General features: G+C 66.8%; 14 protein-coding genes and 1 tRNA gene. 8 read left to right on the forward strand and 7 right to left on the reverse strand.

The genetic code is table 11. The features are described 5' to 3' along the window. Positions 1-12: 12 nt before the first annotated feature. Complete coding sequence (locus ACSLUQ_RS16835) at positions 13-540, forward strand: DUF2244 domain-containing protein (protein WP_461809177.1); 528 nt, start codon at positions 13-15, stop codon at positions 538-540. Between the two features lie 13 nt (positions 541-553). On the opposite strand, the gene ACSLUQ_RS16840 is transcribed toward ACSLUQ_RS16835, so the two are convergent. Next, a complete protein-coding gene (locus ACSLUQ_RS16840; protein WP_461809178.1) occupies positions 554-2,371 on the reverse strand; it encodes a hypothetical protein in 1,818 nt (605 codons plus the stop codon). Positions 2,372-2,562: 191 nt separating this feature from the next. On the opposite strand from ACSLUQ_RS16840, the gene ACSLUQ_RS16845 reads away from it, so the two are divergent. Further along, a complete protein-coding gene (locus ACSLUQ_RS16845) occupies positions 2,563-3,486 on the forward strand; it encodes a methylated-DNA--[protein]-cysteine S-methyltransferase (RefSeq protein ID WP_417771352.1) in 924 nt (307 codons plus the stop codon). A 70-nt stretch (positions 3,487-3,556) separates the two neighbouring features. On the opposite strand, the gene mutS is transcribed toward ACSLUQ_RS16845, so the two are convergent. Next, positions 3,557-6,223 (reverse strand): DNA mismatch repair protein MutS, encoded by a 2,667-nt coding sequence (gene mutS, locus ACSLUQ_RS16850; RefSeq protein ID WP_461809263.1) that lies wholly within the window; start codon positions 6,221-6,223, stop codon positions 3,557-3,559. A 306-nt stretch (positions 6,224-6,529) separates the two neighbouring features. On the opposite strand from mutS, the gene ACSLUQ_RS16855 reads away from it, so the two are divergent. The 4 genes from ACSLUQ_RS16855 (at position 6,530) to ACSLUQ_RS16870 (ending at position 11,119) form a co-directional block, all read left to right on the forward strand. Continuing rightward, on the forward strand, positions 6,530-8,812 hold the full coding sequence (locus tag ACSLUQ_RS16855) for an NADP-dependent malic enzyme (protein ID WP_461809179.1): 2,283 nt from the start codon (positions 6,530-6,532) through the stop codon (positions 8,810-8,812). Positions 8,813-8,826: 14 nt separating this feature from the next. Continuing rightward, positions 8,827-9,480, forward strand: a complete 654-nt coding sequence (locus ACSLUQ_RS16860; protein ID WP_461809180.1) for a phosphoribosylanthranilate isomerase — start codon at positions 8,827-8,829, stop codon at positions 9,478-9,480. A 26-nt stretch (positions 9,481-9,506) separates the two neighbouring features. Next, the gene (gene trpB / locus ACSLUQ_RS16865) at positions 9,507-10,721 is read left to right on the forward strand and encodes a tryptophan synthase subunit beta (RefSeq protein WP_461809181.1); all 1,215 of its coding nucleotides are present in this window, start codon (positions 9,507-9,509) and stop codon (positions 10,719-10,721) included. A gap of 321 nt (positions 10,722-11,042) precedes the next feature. After that, positions 11,043-11,119 (forward strand) — tRNA-Arg (locus ACSLUQ_RS16870). A 180-nt stretch (positions 11,120-11,299) separates the two neighbouring features. Here the strand turns inward: ACSLUQ_RS16870 and ACSLUQ_RS16875 are convergent. Further along, positions 11,300-12,730 carry an amidase gene (locus ACSLUQ_RS16875; protein WP_461809182.1) on the reverse strand — a complete coding sequence of 477 codons (1,431 nt, stop codon included), beginning with the start codon at positions 12,728-12,730 and terminating at the stop codon, positions 11,300-11,302. 428 nt (positions 12,731-13,158) lie between these two features. Further along, positions 13,159-13,659, reverse strand: a complete 501-nt coding sequence (locus tag ACSLUQ_RS16880; RefSeq protein ID WP_461809183.1) for a MarR family winged helix-turn-helix transcriptional regulator — start codon at positions 13,657-13,659, stop codon at positions 13,159-13,161. An 80-nt stretch (positions 13,660-13,739) separates the two neighbouring features. On the opposite strand from ACSLUQ_RS16880, the gene ACSLUQ_RS16885 reads away from it, so the two are divergent. Beyond that, positions 13,740-14,630, forward strand: a complete 891-nt coding sequence (locus ACSLUQ_RS16885) for an EamA family transporter (RefSeq protein ID WP_461809184.1) — start codon at positions 13,740-13,742, stop codon at positions 14,628-14,630. Between the two features lie 63 nt (positions 14,631-14,693). On the opposite strand, the gene ACSLUQ_RS16890 is transcribed toward ACSLUQ_RS16885, so the two are convergent. The 3 genes from ACSLUQ_RS16890 to ACSLUQ_RS16900 are packed head-to-tail and all read right to left on the reverse strand — an operon-like array spanning position 14,694 to position 19,000. After that, positions 14,694-17,096: a glycoside hydrolase family 31 protein gene (locus tag ACSLUQ_RS16890; RefSeq protein WP_461809185.1), complete on the reverse strand. Its 2,403-nt coding sequence runs from the start codon at positions 17,094-17,096 to the stop codon at positions 14,694-14,696. A 55-nt stretch (positions 17,097-17,151) separates the two neighbouring features. Further along, on the reverse strand, positions 17,152-18,456 hold the full coding sequence (locus ACSLUQ_RS16895; protein WP_417771344.1) for a TRAP transporter large permease: 1,305 nt from the start codon (positions 18,454-18,456) through the stop codon (positions 17,152-17,154). A 10-nt stretch (positions 18,457-18,466) separates the two neighbouring features. Further along, complete coding sequence (locus tag ACSLUQ_RS16900; RefSeq protein WP_461809186.1) at positions 18,467-19,000, reverse strand: TRAP transporter small permease; 534 nt, start codon at positions 18,998-19,000, stop codon at positions 18,467-18,469. A gap of 364 nt (positions 19,001-19,364) precedes the next feature. On the opposite strand from ACSLUQ_RS16900, the gene ACSLUQ_RS16905 reads away from it, so the two are divergent. Next, positions 19,365-20,345 (forward strand): TRAP transporter substrate-binding protein, encoded by a 981-nt coding sequence (locus ACSLUQ_RS16905; RefSeq protein WP_461809187.1) that lies wholly within the window; start codon positions 19,365-19,367, stop codon positions 20,343-20,345. The last annotated feature ends 77 nt before the right edge of the window (positions 20,346-20,422 follow it).

Genomic DNA, 20,422 nt, shown 5'->3' on the forward strand with positions numbered 1-20,422 from the left:
TACTGTCGCCCCATGACCAGCGGCAATCCGAAAACCGATCCGGACGCGCCCTTCTTCTCGGCGCTGCTGACGCCCTACCGGTCGCTTGGCCAGGGCGGCTTCCGCCTGCTCATGGCGATCCTGGGCGGCACATCGCTCGTCTCCGGCCTGATCTTCCTGTCGATGGGAGCCTGGCCGGTCTTCGGCTTTCTCGGGCTAGACGTGCTCGTTGTCTTTCTCGCCTTTCGCTGGAACTACCGCGCCGCGCGGGCCTTCGAGGAGGTGGCGGTCTCGCGCACCGAGGTAATCGTGCGCAAGGTCAGCAGCGCCGGCCGCGAGCAGCTCTTCCGCTTCAATCCGTTCTGGGCGCGGCTGCAGTTGAACGAAATCGCCGACGAGGGCGTCGTGCGGATCACGCTTGTCGCCCGGGGACAGGCGGTCGACATCGGCGGCTTTCTCAATCCTGACGATCGCACCAGTTTCGCCGGCGCCCTGCGCGCGGCGCTCGCCACCGCGCGGGCCGGCGGCCCGCCGACGGGTGGGCCGCAACCGGTCGGATAGGCCTGTTTCCTCTTCAGAAAATCCGACAGGACTGCGGGGCCGCGCCCGGGCGCACCCACATGACGCTGTTGCCGCCGCCCGACAACCGGTAGCCGCGCGCGGCATAGTCGAAGTCGACGTCGCGCGAGCGGTCAGGCAGGGTCACCGGGGACAGGCCGCGCTCGCGCACGATGGCGACATTGCGGGCGTTGTCGATGGTGACGTCCAGATAGCTGCCGCTGTCGCAATCATAGGAAAGCTGAAGCGTGTCGCCGTCGGGGGCCGGATAGGAAAGGCGGGGCGCGACGGGCTCTGGCGGCAGCGGCGCCTCGGGCAGGCGTCCGCCTCCGCCACCTCCGCCGGGTCGCAGCGTCACCGTGCGGGATGCGCCGCGCGCCATGTAGATGCCGAGGCAGCGTCCGCCGAGGTTCGACACCAGCCAGCGATGCCCCTGCAGCGTGTCCTGCACCATGCGACCGCCGGGAGGCACTTCGGCCTGGCTGCGCCGGTATCCATCGAAATCGAGCCAATGGACGACGACCGGACGGCGGCGCTCGTTGAGGATGACGAGCCGTGACGGCCGGTCGCTCGCCACGGAACCGACGAAGCCTTCCTCGGCGCAGGACGGGTCGGGATAGCTGTCGGTGGGTGCGGGCCGCGAGGGTTGGCGATAGGTGGTGTCGACGCCGGCGACGTCCTGCTCGCGCGGGGCCTGCGGGGCGCAGGCCTGCTGGAAGCGGCGCACCGCTCCGGCGCTGCCCGACAGCGAGATCCGGTAGGCCCAATGCCCGCCGATGCCGACGGTGAGCGTGTTGCCCCGGGCAAGCCCCTCGAAGATCGGGTCGCTGGCGGCGAGCTGGACCACGGGAACCGCAACGCCGGCCTGCGCATCCATCACCGCGCGGGCATCGTAGCGGCGGGTCACGTCGCGGGCCGCAAGGGTCACTCCAAGGGGAGCGCCGTCCGCCGCCGGCTGTCCGCTCGGCGCGAGCCGGAGCGACACCGCGTTGGAGCGACTGCGGCAGGTGGCCAGAAGCGCGGTATCATCGGTCTCGCGAACGCCGTAGACGAGGCGCCATCCCTCCGCGCCGTCGTCCTCCACATACCAGGTCTTGCCCGACTGAACCGGCAGCGCGAGGCCGTCGGAGGGAAGCGAACTGTCGTTGGGAAGACCGCCGCGCGGGCCGGCGACGAAGGTGTCGGCCGAGGTGCCTTGGTCCCGCTCGTCCGCCCTGCGATCTGCTTGCAGCTGATCGGCGGCTTGCGGGCGGTTGCCGGCGGCCTCCTGCCGGTCCGGGGCGGTGGTCGCTGGTGCCGTTGTCTTTTCCTCGTCCCCCCGGCTGCCGCGCAGGTCGCCGGATCCCTCTCCGGCGGCCGGCCGTCGCACACCTCCGGCGCGCGGCGGTGCGCTGGGCGCGGCGGTCGAGGGAACCGCCTGACGCACCGACCGCCCGGCGTCGGCCTGACGCTTCAGCGTCGCCTCGGCGTTCATGGTCACCTTCCAGTCGCCGCAGATATCGACCTTGTCCTGCAGGATACGCCCGTCCGAAAGCACCAGGCGCATGTCGCGCCGGCAATCGATCTGGCCGTCGTTCTTGGGGTTTCCGTCCACCTCGATGAAGACGCGCGCCTTTGAGCGCCGGCGCACCTGGACCGGGCTACCGTCGACGGACACCTCGCGGATCGGTGCCTCGTCGCTGGTCTCGATCATCACCAGCTTGCGTTCGATCCGCTTCTGGCCGCTGTCCTGCGCCTGCGCCAGCGCGGGAACGAGCAGGGAGGCGGTGGCAAGACCAAGGGCAAGCGCCCGGCCCGACCGTCGCGGCGTGAACGAACGTGGAAAAAGAGACATGGGCGTATCCGTCGGAAATGCGGGGCGGGCGTTGCTGCCGCTGTCGGCGGCCGGCACCCTTGCGGGGAACCGGGGCAGAGTGTCGCCTCTTTTTGACCGAAGCAAGACGCGGCATGTCCGTTGGACCTCGCAAATCGGGTGGTTGCCCGCCCGCGCCGGCGCTAGTGTTCTGCCGACAGGAGCGTAGTGCCATGACCCTTGAGCAGACCCTTTCCCCCCTCTTTCCCGACAGTGCCGAGGTGAGCGATCTCGCGCCGGAACAGGCCTGCCGCGATTATGAGATCGTGCGCAGGACACTCAGGGCGATCACGGAGAGCTGGCGGTCGCAGCCCGGTCTCGACGTGCTGGCCCGCGAGGCCGGCGTGCAGCCGATCCAGTTGCAGCGCGTGTTCTCGCGCTGGGCCGGCATCACGCCGAAGCAGTTTCTGCAGGCGATTACCCTCGACCACGCCCGCGACCTGCTGCGCCGCTCGGCGACGGTGCTGGAAACAACCTACGAGTTGGGCCTGTCCGGCCCGGCCCGGTTGCACGATCTTTTCGTCACCCATGAGGCGATGACGCCCGGCGTCTACCGCGCCCGGGGCGAAGGCGTGACGATCCGGTGGGGTTTCCACCCCTCGCCTTTCGGCAAGGCGCTGGTGATGGCGACGGAAAACGGGCTTGCCGGGCTTGCCTTCGCCGATCCGGGAGAGGAGCGCGCGGCGCTCGACGACATGATGGAACGCTGGCCGAAGGCGACCTATGTCGAGGACATGGCGGTGACCGTGCCGCTGGCGCGCCGCATCTTCAACCCCGGTGCCTGGACGCCGGAAACGCCGCTGCGTGTCGTTCTCATCGGCACCGATTTCGAAATCCGTGTATGGGAAACCCTGCTCGGCATTCCCCTCGGCCGGGCGACGACCTACTCGGCGGTCGCGGAGAAGCTGGGCAAGCCGAAGGCGGCGCGTGCCGTCGGTCGCGCCGTCGGCCGCAATCCGATTTCCTTCGTCGTACCCTGCCACCGGGTGCTTGGAAGCAGCGGCGACCTTTGCGGCTATCACTGGGGCCTGACCCGCAAGCGGGCGATCCTCGGCTGGGAGGCGGGACTGGCCGGACCCGTGCTCGAGCAGGTCTGACCCGCGCGGGCTTTCCGGCAAGGGCTTTTCGGGATCGATGAGACGGCCGGCGCCGGAGCGCCGGCCGATTTCAGTTTCGCGTCTCGCGGAGCATGCGCTTCAGGCGGTAGAGCGCCTCGAGCGCGTCGCGCGGGGTCATGTCGTCCGGGTCGAGGCCCTCGATCGCCTCGTGCAGCGGATCTGGGCCGGAGGCTGCCGCGGGAGGTGCCTGCTTCGGTGTGGCGGCCGCGGCGAAGAGTGGCAGGTCGTCGATCAGCTGTTCGCCCGGCGCGCGCCGGTCCTGCTCCTCAAGCTGCGAGAGAACCGCCCTCGCCCGCTCGATCACCGCTGGCGGCAGGCCGGCCAGTTTGGCCACCTGAATGCCGTAGGACCGATCGGCCGCACCAGGCACGATCTCGTGCAGGAAGACCACGTCGCCCTGCCATTCCTTGACCCGCACGGTGGCGTTGGAGAGCCGCGGCAGCCGGCCGGCAAGGGCTGTGAGTTCGTGATAATGGGTGGCGAACAGCGCGCGGGATCGGTTGACCTCGTGCAGGTTTTCGACCGCCGCCCAGGCGATGGACAAGCCGTCGAAGGTGGAGGTGCCGCGGCCGATCTCGTCGAGGATGACCAGCGCCCGCGCGCCGGCCTGGTTGAGGATTGCCGCCGTCTCGACCATCTCGACCATGAAGGTGGAGCGCCCGCGCGCCAGATCGTCGGCCGCGCCCACCCGCGAGAACAGCCGGTCGACCACGCCGATGTGGGCGCGCGCGGCCGGCACGAAGGCACCCGTCTGGGCAAGGATCGCGATCAGTGCGTTCTGGCGCAGGAAGGTCGACTTGCCGGCCATGTTCGGACCGGTGACCAGCCAGATGTGGCCGGCCTTCTCGCCCTCGCCCGGTCCCAGCTCCGCGTCGTTGGCGACGAAGCCGTCGCCGCCGTCGCGCTTCAGCGCCTGTTCGACCACCGGATGACGCCCGCCCTCGATGGAAAAGGCGAGGCTGTCGTCGACGATGGGGCGGGTGTGGTTTTCCGCGTCCGCGAGATGGGCAAGTCCGGCGCAGACGTCGAGCACGGCCAGCCCGTCGGCGGCCCCCTTGATGGCGCTGCCCGCCACCGTGACTTCCGCCGAAAGCTCGGCGAAAAGGGCCAGTTCCAGCGCCTGCGCGCGGCCTGCCGCGTTGGCGATGCGGCTTTCCAGATCGGCAAGGTCCGGCGTGGTGAAGCGCATGGCGCCGGCCATGGTCTGGCGGTGGATGAAGCGACCGGGCTCTGCCGTCAGCTTTTCGGCATGGGCGGCCGGCACCTCGATGAACCAGCCCAGCACGTTGTTGTGCTTGATCTTCAGCGCCCGGATGCCGAATTCCTCGATCAGCGCGCCTTGCATTTGCGCGATCACCTTGCGGCTGTCGTCGCGAAGCCGGCGCAAGTCGTCGAGCTCGGGCAGGAACCCCAGGGCAACGAAACCACCGTCGCGGGGCAACAGCGGCAGGTCGTCGGCAAGCGCTGCCTTCAGCCGGTCGCGCAGGTCCGTCGGGGCATTGACGATGCCGGCGAGCGCGCCGGCGATTTCCGTGCCTTCCGCGCTCGGGTCGGCGAAGAGATCGGCGATGTCGGCGGCCGCCGACAGCCCGTCGGCAAGTGCGGCGAGATCGCGCGGACCGCCGCGCTCCAGCGCGATGCGCGACAGGGCGCGGGCCATGTCCGGCACCGCCTTCAGCCGCTCGCGCAGCCGTTCGCGCAGGTAGGTGTCGTCGAACAGGCGCGCCACCGCGTCGGCGCGCGCACGGATTTCCTCGACGTCGGTGAGCGGGCTTGCCAGCCGGGTCGCCAGCAGGCGGGAGCCGGCACCGGAAACGGTGCGGTCGACGACGGACAGAAGCGATCCGGCGCGCTCGCCGGAAAGGGTGCGCATCAGCTCCAGGTTCGCCCGTGTCGCCGGGTCGATGAGCATGCGCGCCGTCTCGCCCTCATGCGCCGGCGGATCGAGCGGCGGGCGGTCGCCGTACTGGGTACGCTCCACATAGGCGATGGCCGCCGCCGCCGCCGTCAGCTCGGCGCGGGAAAAGCGGCCGAAGGCCTCCGCCGTCGCTACTCCGTAGTAGCGCGCCAGACGGTCGGCCGCCGTCGCCCCGTCGAAGAGGCTCCTGGGCACCGGCGACAGCGCCGCTGGCGTGTCGTTCAGGAGAGGCCGCAGATGCGCGTCGTCGAGCAGCGCGTCGGCGACGACGATCTCGCGCGGGTCGATGCGGGCGAGATCGGCGGCAAGCCGCCCGCCCTCGCTCGTCGCCACCCGGAAGGTGCCAGTCGAGATGTCGACCCAGGCAAGCCCAAAGACCTCGCCCTCGCCGAGCGAGCCGCCGCGCGCCCGGTGCAGGGTCAGCAGGAAGTTGTTGCGCGCCGCCTCGAGCAGCCGCTCCTCGGTCAACGTGCCCGGCGTGACAAGGCGGATCACCTCGCGCCGCACCACCGACTTGGAGCCGCGCTTCTTGGCCTCGGCAGGATCCTCGGTCTGCTCGCAAACGGCGACGCGGAAGCCGAGCCCGATGAGTTTCTGCAGGTAGTCGTCGGCGGCATGGACCGGCACGCCGCACATGGGGATATCCTCGCCCAGGTGCTTGCCGCGCTTGGTCAGCGTGATGCCGAGCGCCCGCGAGGCCTGCTCCGCGTCGTGGAAGAACATCTCGTAGAAGTCGCCCATCCGGTAGAACAGCAGGCAGTCCGGATTGGCGGTCTTGATCTCGATGTACTGCGCCATCATCGGCGTCATGCCGGACGGATCGGGCGCGGGCGCGCCGTGCGCTGCTCCGGCGTCCTTGCCGTTCCTGGCGGTGCTGGGTGTTTCGGCTGTCTCGACCATCGGGCAGACCCTAATTCGCGCGCGGCCCCCCGGAAACCGAAATCTCGGCCCGGGATCACCTTGGATCCTGGCGAAACTGCTTAGCAAAAGAGTTCAGTGCTTTCCGGCCCGGTGACGGGGCGGGCAGCTTGAGTGCCGAATTTTCCGGGGATAAGGTCTTCGTCCGCCGGTCGCCGGCGGCAAGGCCTTAGGGAAGGGAGCGAAATGCCGACGACGGACAAGACGGGTAAGAGCAACGTCAGTTTCACCGAGCAGGAGGCGCTGCAATTCCACCAGCAGGGCCGGCCCGGTAAATTCGAGATCTCGCCCACCAAGCCGATGGCGACCCAGCGCGACCTGTCGCTGGCCTATTCGCCCGGCGTAGCCGTGCCGGTGCGCGCCATCGCCGAGGACCCCTCGCGCGCCTTCGACTATACCACGCGGGGCAATCTCGTCGCCGTCATCACCAACGGAACCGCCATTCTCGGCCTTGGAAACCTCGGCGCGCTGGCCGCCAAGCCGGTGATGGAGGGCAAGGCCGTGCTCTTCAAGCGCTTCGCCGATGTGGATTCCATCGACCTGGAGGTCGATACCGAAGACGTCGACGCCTTCGTCAATTCGGTGCGCTACCTGGGCCCGTCCTTCGGCGGCATCAACCTTGAAGACATCAAGGCGCCGGAATGCTTCATGATCGAGAGCCGCCTGCGCGAGCTCATGGACATTCCCGTCTTCCACGACGACCAGCACGGCACGGCGATCATCGCGGTGGCGGGCCTGATCAACGCGCTGCATCTGACCGGGCGCGATATCAAGGACACCCGCATCGTCTGCAACGGCGCTGGCGCGGCCGGCATCGCCTGCATCGAGCTGGCCAAGGCGCTGGGCGTGCCGCATGACAACGTCCTGCTGTGTGACACCAAGGGCGTGATCTACAAGGGCCGCACCGAGGGCATGAACCAGTGGAAGTCCGCCCACGCGGTGGAGACCAAGGCGCGCAGCCTGCATGACGCGCTGAAGGGGGCCGACGTCTTCCTCGGCGTCTCGGTCAAGGGCGCGCTCACCGACGACATGCTGAAGGAGATGGCGCCGAACCCGATCATCTTCGCCATGGCCAATCCGGATCCGGAGATCACCCCGGAGGAAGCCCATGCGGTGCGCGACGACGCCATCGTCGCCACCGGCCGGTCCGATTATCCCAACCAGGTCAACAACGTCCTCGGCTTTCCCTATATCTTCCGCGGCGCGCTCGACGTGCAGGCGACGGAGATCAACGAGGCGATGAAGATCGCCTGCGCCGAGGCGTTGGCCGCCCTCGCCCGCGAGGAGGTGCCCGACGAGGTCGCCGCCGCCTATCGCGGCACGCGGCCGAAGTTTGGCCGCGAATACATCATCCCGGTGCCTTTCGATCCCCGCCTGATCTCCGCCATTCCGCCGGCGGTCGCCCGCGCGGCGATGGAGACCGGCGTGGCGCGGCGGCCGATCGTCGACATGGACCGCTACCGCGAGCAGCTCTCCGCCCGCCGCGATCCGGTCGCCGGCACGCTCCAGCGCATCTTCTCCAAGGTGCGCCAGCAGCCCAAGCGCGTGGTCTTCGCGGAGGGTGAGGAGGAGCCGGTGGTGCGCGCCGCGGCGAGCTTCGTCCAGCAGGGGCTCGGCGAGGCGATCCTCATCGGCCGCGAGGACGAGGTGCGCAGCGTTGCCCATGGCGCCGGCATCGATCTGGAGCGTGGCGGTATCACCATCCTCAACGCGCGGCTGTCGAACCGCAATTCCGATTACGCCGACTTCCTTTACTCGCGGCTTCAGCGGCACGGTTACCTGCACCGCGACTGTCAGCGGCTGGTCAACAACGACCGCAACTACTGGGGCGCGATCATGGTGGCGCGCGGCGATGCCGACGCCATGGTGACGGGCCTGACGCGCAACTATTCCGTCGCCCTCGACACGGTGCGCAGCTGCATCGACACCAAGCCCGGCCACAGGGTCATCGGCGTGTCGCTGGCGCTGTGCCGGGGCCGCACGGTGCTCGTCGCCGACACGGCGGTGATCGACATGCCGACCTCGGAGGAGCTTGCCGACATCGCCGAGGAGGCCGCCCACGTCGCCCGCCGGCTCGGCTACGAGCCGCGTATCGCCATGCTTGCCTATTCCACCTTCGGCCATCCGCGCGGAGAGCGTTCGGAGAAGGTGATCGAGGCGGTGAAGATCCTCGACCGGCGGCGCGTCGACTTCGAGTATGACGGCGAGATGGGCGCGGATGTCGCCCTCAACATGGACAAGATGGCGGCCTATCCGTTCTGTCGCCTGACGGCCCCGGCCAATGTGCTCGTCATGCCGGCGTTCCACTCCGCCTCGATCTCGACCAAGATGCTGCAGGAACTCGGCGGCTCGACGGTGATCGGCCCGCTGCTCGTCGGCCTCGACAAGCCGGTGCAGATCCTGCCCATCGGGGCCAAGGACAGCGATATCGTCAACATGGCGGCCATCGCCGCCTACAACGTGACGTGAGGCAGGAAGGCGCCATGAGCGGTCTCGTCAAGATCTGCGGCCTCTCCGACGAGGCCACGCTTCAGGCCGCGCTGGACGCAGGGGCCGACATGATCGGCCTCGTCTTCTTCGAAAAGAGCCCGCGCCACGTCTCCCTGGAGACGGCGGCGCGGCTTGCCGGGCTGGCGCGCGGCAAGGCGGAGGTGGTGGCGCTCACCGTTGATGCGCCCGACGCGCTGCTCGATCGCATTGTCGCCGAGGTTGGCCCCGACTGGCTGCAGCTTCACGGCGGAGAGACGCCGGAGCGGGCAGCCGCCATCGCCGCGCGGCACGGCCGCAAGGTCATGAAGGCGCTGGGCATCTCCCGGACGGCTGACATTGCCGCCGCGGCGCCCTATGTGCCTCATGTCGACCGTCTTCTCTTCGACGCCAAGCCGCCGAAGGGAGGCGAGGTTCCCGGCGGCAATGGCGTCAGCTTCGACTGGCGGCTTCTCAAGGATCTTGACCTCGGGCTGCCCCTCATGCTTTCCGGGGGGCTCGACGCGGACAATGTGGCGCAGGCCATCCGCATCGGCGGGATTTTCGACGTCGACGTTTCCTCCGGCGTGGAGCGGGAACGCGGCGTCAAGGACACAGACCTCATCCGGGCGTTCGTCGCGGCGGCGCGCGGCGCAACACGGGCGGCCTGAAGGGCCGCCGAACAGGGACCGAAAGCATGACGATCCAGCTGAACAGCTACCGCACCGGGCCGGACGAGCGCGGGCACTTCGGCATTTTCGGCGGGCGTTACGTCGCCGAGACCCTGATGCCGCTGATCCTCGATCTCGAGCAGGCCTACAAGGACGCGAAGGCCGACCCGGCCTATCAGGCCGAGATCGACGGTCTGAACGCCCATTACACCGGCCGCCCCTCGCCGCTCTATTTCGCCGAGCGGCTGACGGAGGAGCTCGGTGGCGCGAAGATCTACTTCAAGCGCGACGAGCTCAACCACACCGGTAGCCACAAGATCAACAACTGTCTCGGGCAGATCCTGCTTGCCAAGCGCATGGGCAAGACGCGCATCATCGCCGAGACCGGCGCCGGCCAGCACGGCGTGGCGACGGCGACCGTCTGCGCCCGCTTCGGCCTGCCCTGCGTCGTCTACATGGGCGCCACCGATGTGGAGCGGCAGAAGCCGAACGTTTTCCGCATGAAGCTTCTGGGCGCCGAGATCGTGCCGGTCACGGCCGGAGCCGGCACGCTCAAGGACGCGATGAACGAGGCGTTGCGCGACTGGGTGACCAATGTCTCCGACACCTATTACCTGATCGGCACCGCCGCCGGCCCGCACCCCTATCCCGAGATGGTGCGCGACTTTCAGTCGGTGATCGGCACGGAGACGCGCGAGCAGATCCTCGCAGCCGAGGGCCGGCTGCCGGACGCCATCGTCGCCGCCGTCGGCGGCGGTTCCAACGCCATCGGCCTGTTTCATCCGTTCCTCGACGATGACAGCGTCAAGATCTACGGCGTCGAGGCTGGCGGCCACGGTCTGGAGGGCAACGAGCACTGCGCCTCGATCAACGCCGGCAAGCCGGGCGTGCTGCACGGCAACCGCACCTATCTGCTGCAGGACGATGACGGCCAGATCCTCGAGGGCCATTCGATCTCCGCCGGTCTCGATTATCCGGGCATCGGGCCGGAGCATTCCTGGCTGAAGGACACCGGCCGCGTCGACTATGTGCCGATTACCGACACGGAGGCGCTCGACGCCTTCCAGCTCCTGACCCGCGTCGAGGGCATCATTCCGGCGCTGGAGCCGGCCCATGCGCTTGCCCAGGTCATCAAGCTGGCGCCGCAGATGGGCAAGGACCAGATCCTGGTCATGAACCTGTGCGGGCGCGGCGACAAGGACGTCTTCACCGTCGGCAAGATCCTCGGCTACGACCTGTAACAGCGTGGTCCCCGCGCGGCGCGCCCATGCACCGCGCGGGGGCGGCTCTCCTGGCCCCAGGGTGCGCCAGGACGACGGCTCTCAGCGCTGCGGGGCGTGTGTGCGATCCAGGCTGTATTGGTTGGAAAACGGTCGCGCCGTCCCGCTTCCAGCCACCTGGCGGCGCCTCGCACGGACTGCGCGCCCGTTGCCCGCCCGTCCTATGGCGTCCACAAGTGCACCACGCCATTTGCCCTGGGCGCGGGCTGCGGGACAAAAACCGTTGCCTCGCCCCGGCGGATCAGATATCGGTTCGACAATTCGCCGCGTCACGCAGGCAAGGCACCCGTAGCTCAGCTGGATAGAGCGCTGCCCTCCGAAGGCAGAGGTCACAGGTTCGAATCCTGTCGGGTGCGCCAAATACCGCCGATTCCACGCTACAGCCCGATCAATTTTGAAGGCCAGCAAACGGCAACTCCCGACCCCATTGCGGTCGTTAGTGTCGGCGATCATCAGTCCTGAAACCGGAAATCACGAGCTACAGTGGTTGTCATAGCTTTCTCTTCAACGAGAAGCCAACAGACATCGTACATCCATTGTCATAGCTTCGGACCAGGCCAGCGGTTATTTGGAAATAGTGTTTCGATGATCGCAGATAAGGAAAGAACCGCCCTGTCATCGAGGTGACGGCCCATGATTTGCAAGCCAATCGGGCGGCCGTCATTTGTGAAACCGATCGGAACTGAGGCCGCAGGTTGACCCGTAAAGTTTGCGAGCGCCGAGAATGGAACCCACGCTGACGGAGGAAGAGCTTGCCCCGCTATTTCCGCCGGGCCGTCTGTATCTATCGGAAACGCCGCGGTTGCGGTTGCCGGCGTTAGCAGAAAATCAAAGTCGGCCATGAACTTGGTGGTAATATTGACAACCCGCTTCCGCTCCAAAAGTGCGGCAGTGAATTGGTCCGCGCCCCACTTGCGTTCAAGGATACTCCCTATCCAGCCATCCAATCGGATGCCTTGCTCGGCGGCCATGGCCTTGAGCCCCGCGCGATCCGTCTCCAGCGCAACGAGGGTGTCCAGTAGGCCTTCCGTGTTCCCGACGGCCGGATAAGCGCAGACAATGCTGCCAATGATCTTCTCCAGTTCCCGGATTATATTTTCGAAGACCGCACGTACTTCGGGATCGACGGGCGCAAAACCGAGGTCATGCGTATATGCGATACGGACATCTTTCATCGTTTCCATGCCATCCAAAGCCCAATCGCTGACACTCGATGGAATCGAATGCCTGTCATAAGGGCTAGGGCCGCTGATGACAGATAAGGCCAGAGCGGCATCCGCCGCGTTTCGGGTCAATGGGCCGATGTGCTCCAGCGACTCCCAACTGGATTGGCCAGGATAGCGTTCGTCGCGACACCCTGGATAGAGCGGTACACGCCCCCAGGACGGTTTCATGCCGAAGATGCCAGACAGCGACGCGGGGATTCGTATTGACCCGCCGCCATCACTCCCCAGGGCCAACGGAACCATCCGTGCGGCGATAGCAGCGGCCGAGCCGGCACTGGAGCCGCCCGGGGTCAGAGCCGTGTTCCATGGGTTCCGTGTCGTAGGGAAAAGGTGATTGTGGCCGACAGCGCCGTAGCCAAATTCAGAGGCATTCGTTTTGCCGACAATGATCGCATCCGCCGCTCTGAGGCGTTCGATAACGATATCATCCTGATCGGGCACAAAATTGCCATACAGACGCGAACCAAACGTAGTGCGTAGGCCTCGGGTGCATATCAGGTCCTTAACAGCCACGGGAACACCTGCCAGCGGTCCCACGGGCAATCCAGCAGCAAGGCGGCGATCGACGTCCTCTGCCTGAGCAATTGCCGTTTCGTCTAAGGTGCAGAAGGCATGTAGATCGCGGTCAAGCTCTCTAATACGGGACATAGTTGCCTCAGCAACTGCGCGCGCAGTCCACTGTCGCTCGATGAGCGCTTTCGATAGCTGTGTTAAATCAAGCTCCAACGGCGACTGATTAGGCATGTCCGATCCGATTCCAGAAATACGAGTGGTTCACCTGTTGGGCTGCAATAGACGGCTTCTAGCGTCCGCTTATGAAATTTCCGGCCTGAAAGCGGACTGTCCACTTTCCACCTAATAGGAGCCATTCCCTCGGGCCTAAATTTAGAGGGCTATAGCGTAGACGTAGTTGTCATCTGCAACAGGTGCGAAACACCATAGAATCCATGAAAATCAATTTCCTATGTAAGATTTCCTTGTGACCAATTCGGGCTCACGATTTTCTGGCACCCATTTGGCTCACCCGTCACAGAACGGGAGCTATCCAACTGGAAACTATCCGCGAAAAGCCCCTTTTCAGTGGTCGGTCCAGATCAGGCGAACAGACCAACCTCAAATCGAGAGCATTTCAGGGGAGCTGGTCACTGTCGAAGTGAGGCTGGTCGCCAAGATCAATCGGTTTTGGTCGGTTCCTCTCGACCTGTGCCGGCCTTCCTGAGCAGGGCGTCGAGGGCGGTGCGGTCGGCGGTGTCGAGTGGCGCGAGGAGGCGGGCCTGGGTCTCGACGTGGTCGGAGACGGCGGCCTCGATGCGGTGGAAACCTTCCGGCGTCAGTGAGACGACGAAGCCGCGGCCGTCCTGCGGATTGGGCTTGCGGACGACCAGGCCGGCCTGTTCCAGCCGGTCGATGCGGTTGGTCACCGTGCCGGACGTCACCATGGTCGCGTCCATCAGCGCGCCCGGCGAGAGCGCGTAAGGGGCCCCCGACCGGCGCAGGGTGGCGAGCAGGTCGAAGCTCGCCTGGTTGAGCCCGTGGCGGGCAAAGGTTGCATCCATCTCGCGGGAGAAGGCGCGCACGAGGCGTCCAAGGCGGCCGATGACGGCCATCGGTCCGACGTCGAGATCGGGGCGTTCCCGGGTCCATTGATCAATGATGCGGTCGACATGATCCATGATCGACATATCGCCGGAGTTTTATCTTGACGTCAAGATTTATGGTCATATCTTGACGTCAAGATAAATGGAGATCGGCCATGAGCCCACGTCTGGACCTTCTGTTGACGGCGCTTGCCCCCGCGATCTGGGGCAGCTCCTACTATGTCGCCACGACCTTTCTGCCCGGCTGGCATCCGCTGCTGGTGGCGTTGCTGCGCGCCCTGCCGGCGGGCCTGCTGCTGCTCGTCATCGTCGGGCAGTTGCCCCGCGGGGCGTGGTGGGGGCGGGTGTTCCTGCTCGGCGCGTTGAACTTCTCGGTCTTCTGGGTGCTGCTCTTCGTCGCCGCCTACCGGTTGCCCGGCGGCGTTGCGGCGACGGTGGGCGCGATCCAGCCGCTGCTGGTGGTGCTGCTGTCGCGGCCGCTTCTCGGCACGCCAATCGCCATGATGGCGGTGCTTGCCGCTCTTGCCGGCATCGGCGGTGTTGCCATGCTGATCCTGACACCGGGCGCGGAGCTCGATCCGCTCGGCCTCGCGGCCGGCCTTGGCGGGGCGGTGTCGATGGCTTTCGGCACGGTGCTCTCGCGCCGCTGGCAACCGCCGGCCGGCCCGCTCACATTCACCGCCTGGCAGCTCGCCGCCGGCGGCGTCCTGCTGCTGCCGGTGGCGCTCCTGCTTGCGCCCATGCCGCAGACTGTCGACCTCGGGAATCTCGCCGGCCTTGCCTATCTCGGTCTGATCGGCGCGGCGCTCACCTATCTCGTGTGGTTTCGCGGAATCTCCCGGCTCGAGCCCTCGGTCATCGCGCCGCTCGGCTTCCTGAGCCCGGTGACCGCCGTCGTGCTTGGCTGGGCGCTGGTCGGCGAGACGCTCTCGCCGATGCAGATGGCGGGCGTTCTCGTCATCTTCGCCAGCATCATCGCAGGTCAGCGGGCACAGGTGGCGCGTGCGAAACGGGCTCTCGCGGCCACGCAGCTGGCGGTGCGCTAGGCCCTTGAAACGGCCGGCTCCCGGAAACCGGCGAGCCGGCCGTCTGTGCTGGCCAGCCGCGGCTCAGGCGTGCGGGATCGCCACGACGGCGCCGGACGCCGTCTCGACACCATTGACGAGAAGCCGCCGCGTCTCGCCTTGAGGCAGCAGGATGGTCGCCTCCGTGAACCCCGGGCGGTGACCGCCCTGGCGGGAGATCTGGAGCTCTACGCATTCGTCGTCGCCGGAAAGCGCCAGCCGGGTCAGCGCGTGGCGGGCGGCAAGTGCATCGGCGGCGAACCCGTCGTCGGCGTATTCGAGGCTCTCCTGCGTGTCCGCGCAAGGGCGCTGCGGGAAGACCATGTAGCTGCGGCGGGTGTCGCGCGCCGCATTGGCGCGCGTGAGACCCTCGGCAAGGGGCAGCACTGCCCCGGCCCGCACGAAGAGCGGCATCGAGGCGAGGTCGACCGGCAGGTCGACGGTCTGTCCGCCCGCATGATGGCACCCGGTGTGGAAGTCCCACCAGCCGGCACCGTTCTCGGGCAGGTAGACGCGGCGGCTGCGCGCGCCTTCCTCCACGACGCTCGCCACCAGAAGGTCGCGGCCGATCAAGAAGTCGTCGGTTTCCGCGAAGGTCGCCGCATCGTGCCCGTGGTCGAGGAATGTCGGCCGCAGCATCGGCTCATCCTCGACAACCGCCCGGTAGAGCGCGGTGTAGAGATAGGGCAGCAGCCGGTAGCGCAGGCGGATGGCATCGCGGATGTGATGCGTGACCTCGGGATACATCCACGGTTCGTTGACCGTGCGGTCGTCGTTCCAGGAGTGGATCGTGAAGCGTGGATGGAAGACGCCGTTCTGCACCCAGCGCACGAAAAGCTCCGGCCCTGGCTTCGGCCCGGCGAAACCGCCGACATCGTGGCCGATGTTGTAGAGGCCCGAAAGCGACATGCCGAGGCCCATGCGGATGTTGTAGCGCAGCGTCGCCCAGTTGGTGCGGTTGTCGCCCGACCAGGTCTGCGCGTAGCGCTGCAGCCCCGGCGCGCCGGAGCGCGAGATCAGATAGGGGCGGCTGTCGGGCGCATGGGCGCGCTGCGCCTCGTGGCTTGCCCGCGTCATCAGCACCGGCATCAGCGGCCGGATGAGGCCGACCGGGATTTCGCGTCCGAAGCCGTTGCAGCGTGCGCCGGCGTCCCAGATCTCATACTCGTTGTTGTCGTTCCAGGTCGAGCCGATGCCGTTTTCGAGCAGCTTTGCCGTTACGTTCTCCTGCCACCAGCGCACCGTCGCCGGATTGGTGAAGTCGAGATGCGAGCCTTCGTCGTCCCAGAAGGAGGAGCGCTCGGGTGCGTCTGTCTCGCTGTCGCGCACGAACAGTCCGGCCTGTGCCGCTTCGTCGTAGCGCGGGTGGTCCTGCAGCAGGCAGGGCTTGATGTTGGCGGCAAGATGCAGGCCGGCATCGGCGAAACGGGCCGACATCGCCTTCGGGTCCGGCACCTTCTCGTGGTTCCAGTTGAACACGTAGCGCTTGTCGCCGATCGAGGTGTAGCCGGAGGAAAGCTGGAAGCTGTCGCAGGGGATGTCGTGCTGCCCGACAAGCCGGACAAAGCCCTCCAGCTGCTCCTGCGCGTTCGGTGCGTCGGTGTAATGCATGGTCGAGCCGGAATAGCCGAGGCTCCAGAGCGGCGGGAAGGCGGTGCCGCCGGTGAGGCGGACATTGCGCTTGACGACACCGAGCAGCTCCGGCGCCCAGCTCAGGTAGTAGTCGAGATCCCCGTCGCCGGCGCGATAGGCGCGATAGGCCCGGTGATAGTTGTCGAGCTCGTTGCCCAGGTCGAACCAGCAGCTCGCCAGATTGTCGTAGAACAGGCCATAGGCGCCGGCCTCCGGCGTCAGCGTCAGCGTCAGGGGGATGTGTTTGTAGAGCGGATCGGTGGCGCTGGCGTCATAGCCCATGGCGTCGAGATTGCGCATCTCGTAGCGTTGCCCCGAACGCTCCAGCTTGCCGGCCTTCTCGCCGAGCCCGTAAATCCGCTCACCCGGATGGCGCAGCAGGAAGTGGGCGTGGGCGTGGTCCCTGACGCCGAGCATGTAGGCCCCGGTGGGACGTTCCTCGGCGAAGCGGCGGAAGCTGCCGTCGGCCTGGCGCGCCGACCAGGCGAGGGTCAGCGGGGCATCGATCTCCAGGCGCAGCGTCTCGCTTTCCAGCACGAGGCGATCCTCGCCCTCCTCCAGGCTGAAGGCGGGACAGGAGAAGCCGGAAAGGTCGAGCCGCTCTCGCCCCTCCCAGGCGACATCCGCCCCGCCCCCGGCAAGTTCCGGCGCGATCGACCAGGTGCGCGACTGGCGGAAGGCGCCGTCCTTGCGCAGCACGACGCGCCACAGCGTGTCCTCGAGAACGAATACGGACAGGACGTGTCGGTCGTCGACGCGCAGTTCGATCCCGGCGTCGAGACGGGCGGCAAGGCGGAAGGTCTTCAGCGTTTTCATGGCGAACCCGGGAGATTGTCAAAGTGGCGGCGGACATTCGCCCGCCGCGCCGGTGTCAGTAGCCCAACAGCAGGCGTGGCAGGGTCAGGCTCAGCGCCGGCACATAGGTGACGAGCAGGAGCAGGACGAAGAGCACGCCGTAGAAGGGCAGCAGCGGTTTCAGCACCTGGCCGATGGAGACCTTGGCGACCGAACAGCCGACGAAGAGCGCCGAACCGACGGGCGGCGTGCAGATGCCGATGCACAGGTTGAAGGTCATCACCACGCCGAAATGAACCGGATCCATGCCGAGGTCCTTGACCACTGGCAGGAAGATCGGCGTGAAGATCAGCAGCGCCGGGGTCATGTCCATGAAGGTGCCGACGACGAGCAGCGCGATGTTGATGATGAGCAGCAGAACGAGCGGATTGTCTGAGAGCGCCAGCAGTGCGTCGGAGATCGTGTAGGGGATGTCGGCGAAGGCCATGACCTTGGACATGGCGATGGAGCAGCCGATCATCAAAAGCACGATCGAGGTGGTGACGGCGGATTCCAGAATGATGCCGGGAAGGTCGCGGATGCCGATCTCGCGGTAGACGCCAAGCGCCAGGATCAGCGTGTAGACCACCGCGGCCGCCGAGGCCTCGGTCGCGGTGAAGACGCCGCCGATGATGCCGCCCATGACGATGACGATGAGGCCGAGCGGCAGGATCGCGTCCGCGGTGGTGGCGACGATCTGGCGGAAGGTCGGGCGCGGCGTTACCGGATAGCCGCGACGCTTGGCGATGATGCCGGCCACCAGCATCAGCCCGAGACCCATCAGCAGGCCGGGAATGTAGCCGGCGACGAACAGCGCGGCGATCGAGGTGCCGTTGGTGATCAGCGAATAGACGATGAAGGTGGTCGATGGCGGAATGAGCAGGCCGGTCGGGCAGGAGGCGATGTTGACGGCGGCCGAATAGGCCGGGTCGTAGCCTTCCTTCTTCTGCAGGGGCGACATGACGCCGCCGACCGCGGCCGCCGAGGCGACCGCCGAGCCGGAAATCGAGCCGAACATCATGTTGGCGAGCACGTTGCAGTGGGCGAGAGAGCCCGGCAGCCGTCCGCCGAGGATCTTGGCGAAATCGATCAGCCGCAGTGCGATGCCGCCGCGGTTCATGATGTTGCCGGCCAGGATGAAGAAGGGAATGGCCAGGAGCGTGAAACTGTCGAGGCCGGAGGCCATCTGCTGCGCCGTGATGTAGACCGACTGGTCGAAGGTCATGAACAGCAGGAAGGTGGCGACCGAGGCGATGCCGATGGCGAAGGCGATCGGAACGCCGATCACCATCAGAAGGGCGAAGACACCGAAGAGGGTGAGCGCGCTTTGCAGTTCTTCCATGTCGGGGTCCTCAGTCGAGCGGTCCGCCGGCCGCCCCGGGGGCAGCGGTCTCGGCCTCGTCGGGGTCGAGCAGCTCGCCGCGCAGCAGCGCAACGAGGAAGTGGAGACAGTAAAACAGCATCATGGCGCCGGAAAACGGAATGGCGCCATAGACATAGCCCATGGGCACGCGCAGGGCCGGCGAGACCTGGCCGCTGGCCAGCGTCCGCGACATCAGGTCGATTCCGCCGTAGATCATGACGACGGCGGCGAAACCGGCGATCATCAGCATCACCAGGATGTGCAGGTAGCGCGCCCGCGCCGGCCCCAGCATCAGCGGCAGCGCGTCGATCGCCAGGTGCCGGCGTTGTCCCAGCGTGTAGGCCGCGCCGACGAGCCCGGTCCACATGAACAGGAACCGCGCCATCTCGTCGGTGATGGTGCTCGGCGTGCCAAGCACATAGCGCGACACCACCTGCCAGACGACGCAGGCGACAAGAATGGCGAAGACGAGTGAAATGAGCCAGCCGAGCGTCCTGTCGACGCGGGCCTTTAGTCCCTGCATTGGCGGGGCCTCCGTCCTGGGCAGGTCGTCGGCCTCGCGCCGCGCCCGCATGTCTCCTCCCTGCCGGCAGCTTGCCGGGCCGGTCCCGTGCCGGACCTTGCCGTCCACATTGCCCATTCGACAAAATTGGTCAACCAATTTTCAAAACTGGTTGACATGCTGATCCGCTTGGCCATCCTTTGCGCCGGGTTCGGCTAGGGGCCAGACGGCCAGGCGCACCCTCATCCAATGCCTCGACGTGTCGCAATGCGTCGAGGTCAAGAAAATCGGCCAGAAGCGGCAGCCGGTTGCTGACGGGAGGATCGTCGGCGCCGAGCAGAGCCGCGTGTCGTTTGGCCGGACCAATTTCGGGAGGTATCCGAGAATGCGCATGTCCCGTCGCATCGCTGCGCTCGCCGGCGCGGCCCTTTTCGCCATGGCCACCACGGCCGAGGCGCGCACGCTGAAGCTCAACCACAACAACCCTGAAGACCATCCGCTGCACCAGTCGATGGAATTCATGGCCAAGCGCGTCAACGAGCTGACCGACGGCGATCTGAAGATCCGCGTCTATGCCAACGCCCAGCTCGGCAACCAGCGCGAGTCCATGGAGCTGATGCAGAACGGCTCGCTCGACATGGCCCGCTCCAACGCCAGCGAGCTCGAGGCCTTCGAAGAGTCCTACGCCGCCCTCAACCTGCCGTTCATCTTCGCCAACGAGGACCATTACTACAAGGTTCTCTCCGGCGAGATCGGCGAGGACATCCTGATGTCCTCGCGCGACAAGGGCTTCATCGGCATCGCCTATTACGTCGAGGGTGCCCGCTCCTTCTACGCCAACAAGGAAATCCGCTCGCCCGACGACCTTGCCGGCATGAAGATCCGCGTCCAGCCGAGCCCGTCGGCGATCCGCATGATCGAGCTGCTCGGCGCCAGCCCGACGCCGATCTCCTGGGGCGAGCTCTACAGCGCGCTTCAGCAGGGTGTGGTCGACGGCGCGGAGAACAACCCGCTCGCGCTCACTTCGGGTCGTCACGGCGAGGTTGCCAAGGTCTATTCCAACGACGAGCACACGATGATCCCGTCGGTGGTGATGATCTCGACCCAGACCTGGGACTCGCTGAGCGAGGACCAGCAGAAGGCGGTCAAGCAGGCCGCGCGCGAGTCCATGGACTTCCACCGCGACAACTGGAACAAGCAGGTCGCGGCCGGCATCGAGGTCGCCAAGAGCGAACTCGGCGTCAAGTTCATCGAGGTCGACAAGGGCCCGTTCGTCGAGAAGGTGCTGCCGATGCACGAGGAGGCCGCCAAGGCGTCTCCGCGCGTCGCCGACCTGATCGCGCGCATCAAGGCGGCCGCCGAGTAAGCCTCCTCTCGGGATCGCGCCGGCGCGGGCCTTCGGGCACGCCGGCGGCCCGCATCCGGTCGCGGCCCCATGCCGCG

This window comes from Stappia sp. ICDLI1TA098 (assembly GCF_054880955.1).